The 15,814-nt window shown below is 63.1% G+C and carries 10 protein-coding genes; 2 read left to right on the top strand and 8 right to left on the bottom strand.

The genetic code is table 11. The annotated features are described in order from the left end of the window. Positions 1 to 4: 4 nt before the first annotated feature. From BM449_RS10105 to rpsT, 5 genes are all read right to left on the bottom strand, one after another. The gene (locus BM449_RS10105; RefSeq protein WP_071801114.1) at positions 5 to 4,087 is read right to left on the bottom strand and encodes a DNA-directed RNA polymerase subunit beta'; all 4,083 of its coding nucleotides are present in this window, start codon (positions 4,085 to 4,087) and stop codon (positions 5 to 7) included. Positions 4,088 to 4,149: 62 nt separating this feature from the next. Then, positions 4,150 to 6,054, bottom strand: coding sequence for a DNA-directed RNA polymerase subunit gamma (locus tag BM449_RS10100; protein WP_071801113.1), 1,905 nt, complete (start codon positions 6,052 to 6,054; stop codon positions 4,150 to 4,152). Positions 6,055 to 6,106: 52 nt separating this feature from the next. Then, positions 6,107 to 9,397 carry a DNA-directed RNA polymerase subunit beta gene (gene rpoB, locus BM449_RS10095; RefSeq protein WP_071801112.1) on the bottom strand — a complete coding sequence of 1,097 codons (3,291 nt, stop codon included), beginning with the start codon at positions 9,395 to 9,397 and terminating at the stop codon, positions 6,107 to 6,109. Between the two features lie 225 nt (positions 9,398 to 9,622). Then, entirely contained in the window at positions 9,623 to 10,477 is an 855-nt protein-coding gene (locus BM449_RS10090; RefSeq protein WP_071801111.1) for a TatD family hydrolase, read from the bottom strand. Between the two features lie 32 nt (positions 10,478 to 10,509). Continuing rightward, a complete protein-coding gene (rpsT, locus tag BM449_RS10085) occupies positions 10,510 to 10,815 on the bottom strand; it encodes a 30S ribosomal protein S20 (protein ID WP_071801110.1) in 306 nt (101 codons plus the stop codon). A gap of 106 nt (positions 10,816 to 10,921) precedes the next feature. Here rpsT and hisD point away from each other — a divergent pair, with 106 nt between their 5' ends. Then, complete coding sequence (gene hisD, locus BM449_RS10080) at positions 10,922 to 12,265, top strand: histidinol dehydrogenase (RefSeq protein ID WP_233830645.1); 1,344 nt, start codon at positions 10,922 to 10,924, stop codon at positions 12,263 to 12,265. Here the strand turns inward: hisD and rpiA are convergent. From rpiA to BM449_RS10065, 3 genes are all read right to left on the bottom strand, one after another. Then, entirely contained in the window at positions 12,222 to 12,935 is a 714-nt protein-coding gene (gene rpiA / locus BM449_RS10075) for a ribose-5-phosphate isomerase RpiA (RefSeq protein ID WP_071801108.1), read from the bottom strand. The two genes, hisD and rpiA, sit on opposite strands and share 44 nt — an antisense overlap. Positions 12,936 to 12,981: 46 nt before the next feature. After that, on the bottom strand, positions 12,982 to 14,004 hold the full coding sequence (locus tag BM449_RS10070) for a trypsin-like peptidase domain-containing protein (RefSeq protein WP_233831322.1): 1,023 nt from the start codon (positions 14,002 to 14,004) through the stop codon (positions 12,982 to 12,984). Between the two features lie 329 nt (positions 14,005 to 14,333). Continuing rightward, positions 14,334 to 15,113, bottom strand: coding sequence for a metallophosphoesterase (locus BM449_RS10065; RefSeq protein WP_233830640.1), 780 nt, complete (start codon positions 15,111 to 15,113; stop codon positions 14,334 to 14,336). Positions 15,114 to 15,386: 273 nt separating this feature from the next. Here BM449_RS10065 and BM449_RS10060 point away from each other — a divergent pair, with 273 nt between their 5' ends. After that, positions 15,387 to 15,680, top strand: coding sequence for a hypothetical protein (locus BM449_RS10060; RefSeq protein WP_071801106.1), 294 nt, complete (start codon positions 15,387 to 15,389; stop codon positions 15,678 to 15,680). Positions 15,681 to 15,814 lie beyond the last annotated feature (134 nt).

Below are 15,814 nucleotides of genomic sequence, written 5' to 3'. Positions count from 1 at the left end.
CTGCTCATTCCTCGCTCAGCAGGCCTTCATCCTGGAGGCCCTCGACGGCAGCAGGATCAGGGATCAGCTCCTCTTCCAGGCCCTCTTCTGTGGTTGGCCGGGCAAAGGCGGCGAAGGCGCTCTTGGTGGCTTCCAAGCCCCGCTGAATGCGAACAGCATCGAGCTGAGCTTCAGAGGGATCGTCGAGCACGGCCTTGGCGCTGATCTGGGGAGCTGTCGGCATCTCGACGGTGTAGTCGGGACGCAGATTGGGCATGCGCCGGTAGCCGCCGCCTTCTTCATCAAGAATGTCGGGGTGAGGACCGGCCTCAGCGCGCAATTCTTCTTCAAAGCCACTGAAGCCCGTGCCGGCCGGGATCAGGCGACCGATGATCACGTTCTCCTTGAGGCCGCGCAGCCAGTCGCTCTTGCCCTCGATCGCCGCTTCGGTCAAGACCCGGGTGGTCTCCTGGAAGCTGGCGGCAGAGATGAAGCTGTCGGTGTTCAGCGAAGCCTTGGTGATGCCCAGCAGCACGGGTGTGAACTCAGCCGGCGCCCCGCCGGTGATCGCCATCGCCTGGTTCACCTGCTCCACCTGACGCAGCTCGATCAGCTCACCGGGCAACAGGGTGGTATCACCGGCATCCTCGATGCGAACCTTGCTGGTCATCTGGCGCACGATCACTTCGATGTGCTTGTCATCGATGGTGACGCCCTGGGATTTGTAGACGTTCTGCACTTCCTGCACCATGCGGAACTGCAGTTTCGAGATAGCTTCCTGGGCCGCCTCCATCGAGGGCTTGCGGCTGCGCAGGTCGTCGAAATAGCACTCCAGCAACTCGTGGGGGTTGATCGGACCGTCGGTGAGCATCTCACCAGCCGTCACCTGCTGGCCGTCGTTGACCATCACGTTGCGCCCGAGCAGGATCGGGTAATCGGTGGTGACATCGTCGTGTTCGATCACCGTGACGGTGACAGAATCATCGTCTTCACCGAACTTGATCTGGACCGTGCCGGGCTTGCGGCAGAGCACCGCCGATTCCCTGGGACGGCGAGCTTCAAGCAGCTCCTCGATCCGGGGCAGGCCCTGGACGATGTCACCAGTTTTCTGGCGCTCAAACACCAGCAGGGCCAAAGCATCACCCCGCTGCACCAGTTCGCCATCGCGGACGTGGAGCACCGAATCCGGTGACACCATGTAGGGGCGACCAAGGCGGATCGTGATCTTGCCAGGATCCAGGGCTTCCACCTGGCCGCAGCAAGGGGCCATCACCCCTTCGGCCAGCAGCTCACCATCAACCAGGCGCTGGCCGACGGAAACAACCGGCTGGGCCTTGCCGATATCAACGGTGCGGGTGTCATTGGCCCGCTCAACGATCATGCGGCGGACGGGTTCGCCATCGATCAGATCAGGCAGTTGAACAATGCCGTTCTCCTTGCCAAGGATCTGGGTCGTGGCCACCACATCGCCACGTTTGACGGAAACACCGTCCTGCACCTGCAGCTCAGTGTGGGTGGAACCATGGCTGGCGTCAGAGAGGGTGTCGCGGCGAACCAGCAGGGTTTCCAAGATGACCAGCTGCAGTCGCTCGATCGTCTTGGCACGCTTGTCGGGCACCGCTTCCACATCCACCGTCATCTGGGGAGTGGTGTCAAAGGTGTCGAGGATCAGCTGGGTGCGCAGCAGTTCAATGCCCTCCACCGACTTAATCAACTCACCATCTTTGTAGGTGAGGCGTTGGATCGCCTTGAGACCCATCGACGGGCCGCCATTTTGCTTGACACTGCCGAGATCGGGCAGATGGGCCTCATCGGGAATGGCATATTCCTCCACAGGGCGCAGCAACAGAGCACCGCCTTCAGGCGTATCCACAGCCTCAACAAACACCATCGCTTCGGTGGTCAGGCCTGAGGCAAGCTCGTCACCGGGGTTGTGCATTTTGCCCTCATCGCTGTAGCGGGAGAGCACCTTGCTGTCGGCCACCAGATGGAGGCTGCCGGAGCGCACAATGATCTCCCGCAGAATGTCGTTCTTCTGGGTCACCGTGACGATGCCGGCGGTCTGGGAGAAGATGTCCTTAACCACTTCAGTGCCGGCCTCGATCCACTGGCCGTCCTCGATCATCAGCAAGGAAATGTCCTTGTTGATCTCGTGGGTTTCCTGGGGAACCCAGAGCAGGGTGCCGCCTTTCGACACCTCAAAACCATTCTTGGCCGAACGTGCCTTCTTGATCGAGAGGCCTGGGGCGTACTTGACGATGCCACCGGTCTGGGTGCGGAAGCGATTATCGGCGAGTTCGGCGATCACCTCGCCATTGCTGATCTTGCTGCCTGGCATCGTCTTAAGCAGGTAGCGGATGTTGTCCTTGCCTTCGAGGTGCCAGATCTCGCCGGAGTGGGTGGATTCACCAACCAATTTGCAGTCTTTGAGGGTGAGGCTCGCAGTGACGATCTGCACCTCACGTGAATCACCTGCGGATTCACGCAGACGAACGGCGCCGCCATGCTCACTGACCAGACGGCTTTCCGCCAGCACGTCACCATTGGTGACCTCAGAGTTCCCCTCGACTACAGGAATGGCATTGGGGGGAAGGTTGTAGACATCGCCAGACAACACCCACAGCCGTCCGAGCCGCTGGGCCTTCAGGGTGATGTTGTTCTGGCGATCGGTGACCTCCCGGGGCTGGATCACCTCCTCGTAACGCACCTGACCAGCCAGGTCGCAGATCACATCCTTTGTGGCCTTCTCAACGCTTTTCTTGACCGAGGACCCCGTGGAAACCTGGGTCATCACCGTATCGGCTGGAACGGCGTCACCATCGGCAACGAACAGAATCGAGCCCGGGGTGATATCAACTTTCTGGGCCTTCTGTTTTCCGGCGAACTTGACCTGCAAGGTGAAGTCGGTTTCGGACACCTGGGCCTCCACGCCATGGGGGGTGCGGAACGGACGCAGGCGGGCTTTGGGGCCGAACTCGACGACGCCCTCAAGGGTTTTGTGGGAACGCACCACGCCACTTTCAGCCGTGGACACACCACCGGTGTGGAAGGTACGCATCGTCAGCTGGGTGCCGGGCTCGCCGATCGACTGGGCGGCGATGATCCCCACCGCTTCACCGACATCCACCAGCTGGTTGTGGGCCAAGGCCCAGCCGTAGCACTTGCGGCAGACGGAGCGGGCGGCCTCGCAGGTGAGCGGTGAGCGCACCACCACGGTTTTGACGCCGGCGGCTTCGATCGTCGCGGAGAGTTCAGGGTCAATCTCGTCATCACGATCAGCGAGCAGCTGCTGGCTCTTGCCGCTGCCGATGACAACAGGTTCAGCGGCGAGACGCCCCACCAACTTGGCGAAGAAGCGGCCCTTTTCATCGGCATGGATCGGGATGCCCCGGGTAGTGCCGCAGTCGTCTTCACGCACGATCACGTCCTGAGCCACATCCACCAGACGGCGGGTCAGGTAGCCCGAGTCAGCGGTGCGCAGAGCCGTGTCGACCAGGCCCTTACGGGCGCCGTAGGAGGAGATCACGTATTCAGTGACCGTCAGACCCTCGCGGAAATTGGTACGGATCGGCAGGTCGATGATCTCCCCCTGGGGGTTGGCCATCAAGCCCCGCATGCCCACCAGCTGCCGCACCTGGGACATGTTCCCCCTGGCGCCGGAGTTGGCCATCATCCAGACCGAGTTGAGCGGGTCGTTCTCGTTGAAATTGCGACGCACCGCCGCCACCAGGCGCTCGTTCGTTTCCGTCCAGGTGTCGATCACCTTGGTGTGGCGTTCCACTTCGGTGATCTCACCTAGCCGGTAGCGCTCCTCGGTGGCTGTGATCTGCTCTTCGGCCTGCTGGAGCAAGGCCGCCTTGTCGCCAGGGATACGCAGATCCTCAACCGAGATCGACACAGCCGCCTGGGTGGCGTAGTGGAAGCCGAGATCCTTGAGATCATCCGCCATCGCTGCTGTGGCCGCCGTGCCGTGGTGCTTGTAGGCCCAGGCCACCAGATTGCGCAGCGATTTCTTGTCGATCTCCCGATTACGAAAGCGGGGGGGCTCCTTGCTCAACGGAGCGATGCGGCCCAGATCTGACGTGGATTTGGAAGGGGTGGTGGTCATGGCGGCGCGCAGTTGAGAAGGACTGGGAACGGTTGAACGGGGAAGGGCTGGAGAGCTGAAGCTCAGACGACGCCGACAGAACTGATGATTGTGGTGTTCATCACCACCCGGCCCACTGTGGTGAGGATGTAGCGACTGATCAGGGCACCATCTTCATCAAGGCGATCACGGCGGTACTTCCACTGCTCGATGCGAGTGCCGTCGCTGAGGGTTTCCTCCTTGATCGGGGTTTCGCCTTCGTCGTCGTCGTCAAGCTCACCGCTGAAGCGCACCCACACCCATTCGTGGATCTTGAGGTGGCGTTCATCGAAGGCATTGAGCACGTCGGGCAGGGCCGAGAAGGTGCGGCTGCGGTCACCGAAGTCAGGCTTGGACTCCTTGCGATCCACGGCTGTGAGGTAGTAGATACCCAGCACCATGTCCTGGGACGGGGTGATGATCGGCTCACCGGTGGCCGGTGAAAGGATGTTGTTGCTGGCCAGCATCAACATGCGGGCTTCCGTTTGAGCCTCGATGGCCAGGGGCACGTGAACGGCCATCTGGTCACCGTCGAAGTCGGCGTTGAAGGCCGGGCAAACCAGGGGGTGCAGCTGGATGGCCCGACCATCGACAAGCTTGGGCTCGAAGGCCTGGATGCCGAGACGGTGCAGGGTGGGAGCCCGGTTGAGCAGGATCGGGTGACCTTCGATCACCTCCTGAAGCACCTGCATCACCTCATCATCGGCGCGCTGAATCAGCTTTTTGGCGGCCTTGATGTTGTTGACGATGTTCTGCCGGATCAGGCGATGGATCACGAAGGGCTGGAACAGCTCGATCGCCATCTCCTTGGGCAGTCCGCACTGGTGCATCTTGAGCTTGGGGCCCACCACGATCACCGAGCGGCCGGAGTAATCAACCCGTTTGCCGAGCAGGTTCTGACGGAAGCGGCCCTGTTTGCCCTCAATGATGTCGCTGAGTGATTTGAGCGGCCGGTTGTTGGCCCCCACCACGGTGCGTCCGCGGCGGCCGTTGTCGATCAGGGCATCAACAGCCTCCTGCAACATCCGCTTTTCGTTGCGGACGATGATTTCAGGGGCGAGGATTTCCTGCAGCCGGGCCAGACGGTTGTTGCGGTTGATCACCCGCCGATAAAGGTCGTTGAGGTCGCTGGTGGCGAAGCGGCCACCATCAAGCTGCACCATTGGCCGCAGATCCGGTGGGATCACCGGGATCGCATCGAGCACCATCCACTCGGGGCGGGCATCGGTGGCGATGAAGTTGTCGATCACGCGCAGGCGCTTGATCAACTTGGCGCGTTTTTGGCCTTTGCTGCCGGCGATGTCTTCGCGTAGCTGCTCGGCGATTTCTGCAAGATTGAGATCCTCAAGCAGGCTTTTGAGGGCTTCGGCGCCGATGCCGACCACCGGCTCATTCTCAATCTCAGAATCTTCGGCGTAGATCTGATCCTCGATCTCCAGCCATTCATCTTCGGTGAGCAGCTGCTTGTAGGTGAGATCCTTGTGATCGCCCTTATCAAGCACCACATAGCAGTTGAAGTAAACGATCTGCTCCACATCCCGCAGCGGCATGTCCAGCAGGATCGCCACATAGCTGGGGATCCCCTTGAGATACCAGACATGGGACACCGGAGCCGCCAGCTTGATGAATCCCATGCGGTGCCGGCGCACCCGGCTTTCGGTGACCTCAACGCCGCAGCGCTCGCAGACAATCCCCCGGTGCCGCACCCGCTTGTACTTGCCGCAATGGCATTCCCAGTCTTTGGAAGGTCCGAAGATCTTCTCGCAGAACAGCCCGTCCATCTCGGGCTTGAGGGTGCGGTAGTTGATCGTTTCGGGCTTGGTGACTTCGCCCACCACTTGGCCATTGGGAAGCGTGCGTTGCCCCCACTGCCGGATCCGCTCGGGAGAAGCGAGCGTGATCTTGACGTAGTCGAAGTGGTTCTCGATGCGGGAGTTGCTGTTGGTCATGGCCGGGTGTCGCGCGGACGTCGAGTGAAACGGAGGGGATCAGGCTGAGAGTTCAATCGTCGTCATAATCGGCAACGCCGAGTGACTCATAGGTGGGACGGTTGGGGGTGCTGCGCCTGGGATTGACGTCCTGCATGAGATCCACCTCGGTGCCTTCATCGGTGTAGACAGCGATATCGAGACCCAGGGACTGCAGCTCCCGCATCAGCACCTTGAACGACTCCGGCGTGCCTGGACGGGGAATTGGCTTGCCCTTGACGATGGCGTTGAGTGCCTCGTTGCGGCCCTGCATGTCGTCGGATTTGACGGTGAGCAGTTCCTGCAGGGTGTAAGCAGCGCCGTAGGCCTCCAAAGCCCAGACCTCCATCTCCCCGAGCCGCTGTCCGCCCTGCTGCGCCTTGCCGCCCAACGGCTGCTGGGTGACGAGCGAGTAGGGACCGGTGGAGCGGGCGTGGATCTTGTCGTCCACCAGGTGAACGAGTTTGAGGATGTGGGCATAGCCAACGGTGACCGGCTGGTCAAAGGGTTCGCCGGTGCGGCCATCCACCAGCTGGATCTTGCCGGGGTTATCGGGGTTGTAGACCCAGTCCTTGCCAGGCTGGGCAGCCGCCTCCTCCAGATACTTCTGAACAGTGTTCTTGGAGGTTTCGTTGCCGTGCATCTCGTCGAAGGGCACCACCTTGACGCGGCAACCGAGATGGGAGGAGGCCCAACCCATCAGGCATTCGAAGACCTGGCCCACATTCATCCGTGAGGGAACCCCCAACGGGTTGAGGACGATGTCGATCGGTGTGCCATCGGGCAGGTAGGGCATGTCCTCGCGCGGAAGGATGCGGCTGATGATGCCTTTGTTGCCGTGGCGACCGGCCATTTTGTCGCCCACCTGGATCTTGCGCCGCTGGGCCACATAGACCCGCACCACCATGTTGGCGCCAGGTGGCAGTTCATCGCCCTGTTCGCGGGTGTAGATGCGCACGTCGACAACCCGGCCACGCTCAGTGTTCGGAACCCTCAGGGAGTTGTCACGAACATCACGGGCTTTCTCGCCAAAGATGGCGCGCAGCAGTTTCTCCTCAGGTGGTTGGTCGGATTCACCCTTGGGGGTCACCTTGCCAACAAGGATGTCGCCGGATTCAACGTAAGCGCCGATCCGGATGATGCCCATTTCATCGAGGTGGCCGAGGCTCTCCTCAGCCACGTTGGGGATTTCCCTGGTGATCTCTTCAGGGCCCAACTTGGTCTGGCGGGCTTCGATCTCGTATTTCTCGATATGCACCGAGGTGTAGAGGTCGTCCTGGACGAGACGCTCACTGACCAGGATGGCGTCTTCGTAGTTGTAGCCCTCCCAGGGCATGTAGGCGATCAGTACGTTCTGACCAAGAGCGATTTCGCCGCCCTCGCAGGCCGAACCATTGGCCAGCACCTGGCCGGCGATCACCTCATCACCCTGGCCGACAATCGGCCTCTGGTTCAAGCAGGTGTCCTGGTTGGAGCGCTGATACTTCTGCAGGTGGTGGATGTGGTCGGTGCCTTCCGCATCCCTGATCACGATGGCCGTGGCATCCACGAAGGTGACCGTGCCGTTCACCTTCGTGATCGGCACCATGCCCGAGTCACGGGCGACCTGGGTTTCCAGGCCCGTTCCCACCAGGGGACGCTCCGGGCGCAGCAGCGGCACCGCCTGGCGCTGCATGTTGGAGCCCATCAGGGCGCGGTTGGCGTCGTCGTGCTCCAGGAAAGGGATCAAGGAAGTGGCGACCGAAATCACCTGAACCGGCGAGAGCTGGACGTAGTCGACCTGCTCCGGTGGCACCGTCTCAAAATCCTGCCGGTAGCGCACCGGAACCAGCTCGGCGGTGATGTGGCCGGTGGCGTCGGTGGCCACATCGCCAGGGGCGACGCGGCACTCATCTTCCAGGTCAGCGGAGAGGTAGATCGGATCGTTCTGCTTGTTGACGATGCCGTCCTGCACCCGCCAGAACGGTGTTTCGATGAAGCCGTATTCATTCACCCGGGCATGGGTGGCCAGGGAACCGATCAGGCCGGCATTCGGACCTTCCGGCGTTTCAATCGGACAGATCCTGCCGTAGTGCGACGGGTGAATGTCGCGAACAGCAAACCCGGCCCGCTCACGGGTGAGGCCGCCTGGGCCGAGGGCGCTGATCCGCCGCTTGTGGGTGAGTTCCGCCAGGGGGTTGGTCTGATCCATGAACTGGCTGAGCTGGCTGGAGCCGAAGAACTCCTTGATCGCCGCCACCAAGGGCTTGGGGTTGACCAGCTGGGCAGGGGTGAGCGATTCGGTCTCGCCGACCGTCATCCGCTCCTTGATGATTCGCTCCAAGCGGTTGAGGCCAACCCGAACCTGGTTCTGAAGCAGTTCGCCCACCGAGCGCACACGGCGATTACCGAGGTGGTCGATGTCATCAAGGGAAGCGCCGCCAACATCGAGTTCCAGATTGATCAGGTAATCAATCGTGGAGAGCACATCTTCTGAGGTGAGGGTTCGCACCGCATCAGGAATCGTCAGCCGCAGCTTTTTGTTGATCTTGTAACGGCCGACCCGGCCCAGGTCGTAGCGCTTGGAATCGAAGAAACGGCTGTGCAGAAGCTGCTGGCCACCACTCACCGACGGAGGCTCACCGGGCCGCAGTTTCTTGTAGAGCTCAAGCAGGGCCTGGTCTTCGGAACTGATGCCCTCGTCGTTGGCCGCCTCGATCGACTTGCGGTAGTACTCGGGATGCCTGAGTTTGTCGAGAACGTCGTTATCGGACAGACCGATCGCCCGCATCAGCACGTGGGCATTGATCTTGCGGGTCTTGTCGACGCGCACGTGCAGAAGATCGTTCTTGTCGGTTTCGAACTTCAGCCAGGCTCCCCGGTTGGGGATCAGACTGGCGTTAAAGGTCTTGCGACCGTTTTTGTCCTGCTCATCTTTGAAGTAGACGCCCGGGCTGCGCACGATCTGGTTAACGATCACCCGCTCGGCGCCGTTGATGATGAAGGTGCCGCGTTCGGTCATCAGGGGAAGTTCCCCGATGAACACTTCCTGTTCCTTGATCTCTCCGGTTTCCTTGTTCACCAGCCGGCAGGTGACGTACATCTGCGAGGCAAAGGTGGCATCGCGTCGCTTGGCCTCTTCCACGTCATGGCGTGGCCGCTTCAGCCGGTACTCGGTGCCAACGAAATGGAGCTCAAGCTTTCCGGTGTAGTCAGTGATCGGCGAGAAGCTATCGAGCTCCTCGATCAGACCCTTCTCCAGGAACCATTTAAAACTCGCCCGCTGTACCTCCACAAGATCGGGCAGGTAGGTGACGGTCTTGGCGACCTGGATCGCGCTGCTCATGCGTGGACCTGCAGAACGGATGGGAAGGATGGAATGGCCGAAGACGGCAATGTCAGCGGTAGGGGGAAAACCGACAGGGGGTTTCCCGGCGGCAAGCAGCCCAAAGGGCTGACCACGGTGTCCCTTGAAAAGAGAACAGCCCGGGCCATGATCACTCCTATGGAGCTCGGTTTAGGGCTGCCGACGTCGATAATGGAGCGCTCGCGCTGCCAGACCAATAAAACATCATACACATTGGGCGTGACGATGGACTGGAAGACCAAACAGGCGTACCGCATTGGCCGTACTGGTGGCCGCCACCTGCGCGAAGGACTCCTCCCGAAGGACGGCCATGCGCTCGGCAACTGAAACCACAAAGGCTGGCTCGTTGCGCTTGCCCCGCCGCGGGACGGGAGCCAGGAAGGGGCAATCGGTTTCGATCAGATAGCGATCGGATGGAACCTGCCGGGCACAGGCGTGGGTTTCGGCGGCACTGTTGAAGGTGACAGTGCCGCTGAAGCTGATCGACAGACCGAGCGCCAGAAAGGCTTTCATCTCATCGGGGGTACCGCCCCAGCAATGCATGACACCGCGGGGACAGCGGCCATCCTGCTGGCGCCGTCCCAACTCCTCGAGCATGGGCCCAGCAGCGTCGCGGCAGTGAATGATCACCGGCAGATCCAGCTCGATGGCGAGATCAAGCTGGGGGCGAAGCATGGCCAGTTGCTGGTCAAGGTTCGAAGCCTTGAACAGATCCAGGCCCAGTTCTCCGATCGCCACGACCCTGGGATCGGCCAGGGCCGCCTGCCGCAGCAGGGCTGGAGTGCCTGGCTGCCAGTGCTGGGGATCGAGTGGGTGCACGCCAACGGAATAACGCAGCTCCGGAAAACGATCGGCCAGGGCACGGATCGCCGGAATTTCGCCAGGCTCCACGCAGGAGTGGAGCAGCGCCACCACACCAGCTTCCCGCCAGCGCTGGGAGACGTCAGCGAGATCGGCTTCGAAGTTGCGAAACACGATGTGGCAGTGGCTGTCGATCAAATCGACGCAACCTGAAGGAAGGGTCTCGACGACTGGAACCGGCTGGCTGGTGGCGGCCATGTCCGTGGTGCTGGTCGGGCGGATGGAGCGGCTCAGGCGCTGGTGGCGGTGGGTTCGATCGCCTGCTTGACCACGGCACTGAGGCGCGACTTTTGGTTCGCGCCGGTGTTGCGGTGCATCACGCCACGCTTGACCGCCTTGTCGATCTTGCTGAAGGCTGCGTTCAAGCTGGTGCGAACCACGACCCGGGTTTCATCATCCGGCTGCTGGTTGTAGGCAGATACCGCCGTGAGGCAGCGCTTCATCAGCGTGCGCACCGCCGATTTGTAGGAGCGGTTGAGCAGCCAGTTGCGCTCGGCAACCTCGATGCGTTTCTTCGAAGACTTGTTATTGGCCACAGGCAGTTTTGGCGCTGAATCGGCGACTCTTCATCTTAACGCGGCGCTGGCCCCTCCCATCCTGGGCCGGGCTCTAGCTTGAATCTCGCCTTTCTGTCCGCTCGCCGTGGCCGCCACCTCCCCGCTGACCGTTCCGGCGCTCCACGATCTGGCCCAGGCCGGGCAGCGGCTTGAAGCGATCGCCGCCCGCACCAGCAACCCCGAAAGCGAAGCGGCCACCGCGCGCGTGGCGGCCATCCTGCGCCAGGTGCGCCTGGAGGGCGACGGGGCCCTGCTGGAGTTGAGCGAACGCTTCGATGGGGTCCGCCCCGATCCCTTGCGCATTCCCAGCCAGGATCTCGCCGCCGCCTGGGAGCAGTGTCCGCTGGATCTTCAGGAAGCCCTGAAACTGGCCCACCGGCGCATTCTCGATTTCCACCAGCGCCAGAAGCCCCAGGACATCAGCGTCAGCGGCGTGCATGGCGAACGGCTCGGACGCCGCTGGCGGCCGGTCGATCGCGCCGGGCTCTACATCCCCGGCGGCCGCGCCGCCTACCCCAGCACGGTGCTGATGAATGCCGTACCGGCCCGGGTGGCCGGCGTGGAGCGGCTGGTGATGGTGACACCGCCGGGCGGTGACGGCATGCCCAATCCGATCGTGCTCGCCGCCGCCCACCTGGCGGGGGTGGAGGAGGTGTACCGGGTGGGGGGAGCCCAGGCGATCGCGGCCCTGGCCTACGGAACCGAGTCGATTCCTGCCGTTGATGTGATCACCGGCCCCGGCAACCTCTACGTGACCCTGGCCAAGAAGGCGGTCTATGGCCTGGTTGGCATCGACTCCCTCGCAGGTCCAAGCGAGGTTCTGGTGATCGCCGACCACAGCGCCCAGCCCCAGCAGGTGGCCGCCGATCTGTTGGCCCAGGCCGAACATGACCCCCTGGCCGCAGCCATCCTGCTCACCACCAGTGCGGCCCTGGCCGAGGCGGTACCCGCTGCCATCGAGGCCCAGTTACTGGACCACCCCCGCGCCGAGGTCTGCCGCAGTGCCCTGCGTGACTGGGGCCTGATTGTGGTCTGCCCCAGCCTGGAGGACGCGGCCCGCTTGAGCGATCGCTTCGCCCCGGAGCACCTTGAACTCCTGGTGGAGCGGCCGGAACCCCTGGCCGAACGGATTCGCCATGCCGGAGCCATCTTTCTGGGGGGTTGGAGCCCGGAGGCGGTGGGTGATTACCTGGCTGGCCCCAACCACACCCTGCCCACCTCCGGCACGGCCCGCTTCGCTTCGGCCCTGAGCGTGGAGACCTTTCTGCGCCACACCAGCCTGATCAGCTTTAACCGCGCGGCGCTGGAGGCCACGGGCCCCGCCGTGGTCACCCTGGCGCGCAGCGAGGGGCTGCACAGCCATGCCGAATCGGTGCGGTTGCGGCTCAGCGCTTCGCCAGATCCCGCACCACCGGCCGGCCGTCGCTGATCTCCCCCACCAGCACCTGGTCGGTGATGTTCACGAACAGGCCGTTCTCCAGCACCCCCGGCAGGTTGTTGATCTGTCCCTCCAGGCTGGCGGGATCCTCGATTCCAGCGGCCAGCTTGAGATCCAGCACCAGGTTGCCCTGATCGGTCACCACCGGTCCGGCCTTGCGCAGGGCCATGCGCAGGGTGACGCCTGCGCCCATGGCCTCAAGATCCCCTTTCACCTGGCGCCAGGCGGACGGCAGCACTTCCACCGGCAAAAGGAACTCCAAATTCAGGCGCTCCACCAGCTTGCTGGCATCCACCACCACCACGAAACGCTCAGCCCGCCGAGCCACCAGCTTTTCCTGGACATGGCAAGCGCCGCCTCCCTTGATCAACTGAAAGTGCGGGTCCACCTCATCGGCGCCGTCGATGGCCAGATCGATCCGGTCGACAGCATTGAGGCTCTGCAGGGGGATGCCGAGGTCGGCGGCCAACACTTCCCCTTGGAAGGAGGTGGTGACGCCGGTGATGCCGGAGAGCTGGCCGGAGCGGAGCTTGGCGGCAAGGGCCTGGATCATCAGCGCCGCCGTTGAACCAGAACCCAGTCCCACCACCATGCCATCGCGGATCTGCTCGACAGCCGCTTCAGCCACCGCCTTTTTCACCTGGTCCTGCAGCTCAGCCATGGAAGGTTGGAAAGGGGCCGTGACCGTAGCAACCAAGCCGGTCCGCTCATGCCGGGTGGGGCAGGGCCGCAGGACGGATCGAGAGCTGCAGTTCCCTGGCTCCACGCACCACCTTGAGCGGCAGCACCTCACCCACTCGTGAGACTTCAACCCGTTGCAGCAGGCTGGATGGGTCGCTCACCGGTTGATCGGCGGCGGAAACGACAAGATCGCCACGTCGCAGGCCGGCAAGTTCGGCGGGGCTGTCGGGGAGCACACGCTGCACCAGGGCGCCATCGCGTTCGGGCAATTGCAGCACCGCATCGGGGTCCTTGTTGTTATCGCGGGCGCGGCGGGCCGTGAGCGGCACCAGTTGGAGGCCGAGGTAGGGGTGGATCACCTGGCCACCATTGCGCAATTGGTCGGCCACACCCCGGGCCAGATTGATCGGGATCGCAAATCCCAGACCGGCCCCAGGTCCGGAGCGCACCAGGGTGTTGATGCCGATCACCTCGCCGGAAGAATTGATCAGTGGCCCGCCTGAATTGCCGGGATTGATCGCCGCATCGGTCTGGATCAGGTCGAGACGCTTGTCGGCAAAGCCCAGGCTGTTGATGTTGCGGTGCAGGCTGCTGACGATGCCGAGGGTGACCGTGCGCTCAAGGCCGTAGGGGCTGCCCAGGGCAATCGCCCAATCCCCCACCTCCAGCGCTTCGGAATCACCGAGGGGAGCGGCCTGCAACTCGCTGAGACCGGGAATGCGCACCACGGCCAGATCGGTGACCGGATCCGCCCCGACAACGCTTCCATCCACCTGGCGGCCATCGGCCAGGGTGACTTCAACCACGTCAGCCCTCTCAACCACATGGGCATTGGTGAGCACCAGGCCATTGGCATCGATCACCACCCCCGACCCCTGGCCGCGCTCACGGCTGCTGCCGGCAGGGTCGCCGAACAGATCACGCAACAGCGGATCGAGCAGGGCAGGGTCGAAGGCCTGACGGGACACACTGCGCTCCGTATCGATCCGCACCACCGCGGCGCCCACCCGCCGGGCGGCCTGGGCCACGAAGCTGTGGGCAGGTGGCATCAGAGCGTCGGCTGCTTCGGCAACAGGCGTGCTTGAGAGGGAGCCTGCCAAGGGCTGTTCGCCGATAGCGAGCGGAGCGGCAGCCGCCACCGGCAAGGCGGGCATCAGAACCAGCAAAGCCACCAGGGCAGCCATCAGCACGGCAACCCGGCGGCGCCAGCGCAGCTTGGCTTCGGTCCATAGCCAAGCCTGGCTCGGCAGGGAAGGTGAATCGGTTGGCAGGCGGGCCAGCAACACGGCAGTACGGGGCAGGGCGACAAGGCTAGGGAGGAAATCTTCACGGAGAATCCCGAAGCACGCCGACGGCCTGCACCTTGCACCCATCGAGCTCAAGGCGGGGCAGACCAGCGCAGCAGCTCCTGCCGCCAGCACCCATCGGGTCCCAGTTCGAGCCAACGTCCACCGGGATCCACGGGGCGTCCAAGCGGGCAGGGCTGGACGGCCTCAAAGGCGCAAAGGGTGGAAGGGCAGGCGAGCAGGGGCACCTCCGGTCGCCCCGGCAAGGCGCCCTGCCAGTGCTGGTGCACGTGGCCGAACACCACCCCCTTGACCGCCGGACTTGCAGTCAACAGGGTCAGTAACCGCTCCGGTTGTTGCAGGGCGACGGCATCGAGGCCTGGGCTGCCGATCGGCACGGGCGGGTGGTGGATGGCCACCCAGGTGGGAGCGTCATCGCCGGCCAGCTGGCATCCCAGCCAATCGAGCTGGGCCCCATCGATGGCTCCGGCGGTGCTGCCCCTCTGGTGACTGGAGAGCAGGATCAAGCGCCAGCGGCCCAGCGGCAGCACCGCCGGAGCCAAAACAGTCGGCACCAGGCTCGCCTCCTGGCTGAAGACCTGGCGAAGCAAGGCAGGGTCGTCATGGTTGCCGGGCAGCAGGGCCAGGGGAATCCCGAAGGGCCCAGCGAGTTCGCGCAGCTGGCGGTAACCGGCCAAGCTCTCGTCTTGACAGAGGTCGCCGCTGATCAGCAACAGGTCGGGGCGATGCTTGAGGCTGCCTAAGGCCTGTTTCAGCCCGTGCCGCAGCCCGCGCAGTGGGTTGACACCCCGATACAAAGCAAAGGCCTCGGCGAGCAAGTGGGGATCACTGAGCTGGAGAACGCGGACCAAGGGAAGTGGGTCTGATGCAAGCGGGTCTGATGCCAGCGGGTCAGTGGCCATCGCATCCGCAACTCCTGTCGATCAACTCTTTAGATCCAATTCCAGCCAGTTCCAGCGCACAAGGTCCAGCTCTAGATCCAGATTCACGCCCTCACCCAATTCCTCGACCTAGCCGTTCTCTTCGCCCTCACCTGAGGGTGCTCTATGTGGCACGGCTCGCAACATGGCAAGCCCAATGCTGAGGGGGAAAGCTTAAGTTGCCCAGACAGCGCAGGCAAAACCATGGGCACGATCCTCCCTGGAACCCTCAAGCGGTGCTCGCTCTGTCAAGTCGAGATCCGGGGCTTGGCAGGGGGGCAGGAGCAAGTGATCTTCAGCCAGGGAGCTCCGGGCACCCGGGCCAAGCTCTGGGCCCGGGTCTGTCAGTACGTCAAGGAACCCCAACGCTGCCTCAACCAGGACGTGACCCAGCGAGGGGCCGTGCAGGTCGACGACTTCTACGGCGAACCGCCCAGTTTCGGACCGTTCGATGGGGCTGGAGCCGTAGGCGCTGGCGAACCGCCGGCCTCCAGCTGAATGCAGTCTCCGCCAGGGCATCGCTTACGATTGCCTTATGCCCGGCGGGCATTATCCCAAAAGTTTCTTGCAATGGCTTCATCAGGCCCTTGCCCGAAACGGGGGCAGTTCACTGCAGAAGCCGGTCGGGCTTC

Origin of the sequence: Synechococcus sp. SynAce01, from assembly GCF_001885215.1 — a bacterium.
Classification (GTDB): domain Bacteria; phylum Cyanobacteriota; class Cyanobacteriia; order PCC-6307; family Cyanobiaceae; genus Regnicoccus; species Regnicoccus frigidus.
Note: the sequence above shows the minus strand (reverse complement) of the source record. Positions and strands in the feature narration are given on the sequence as shown.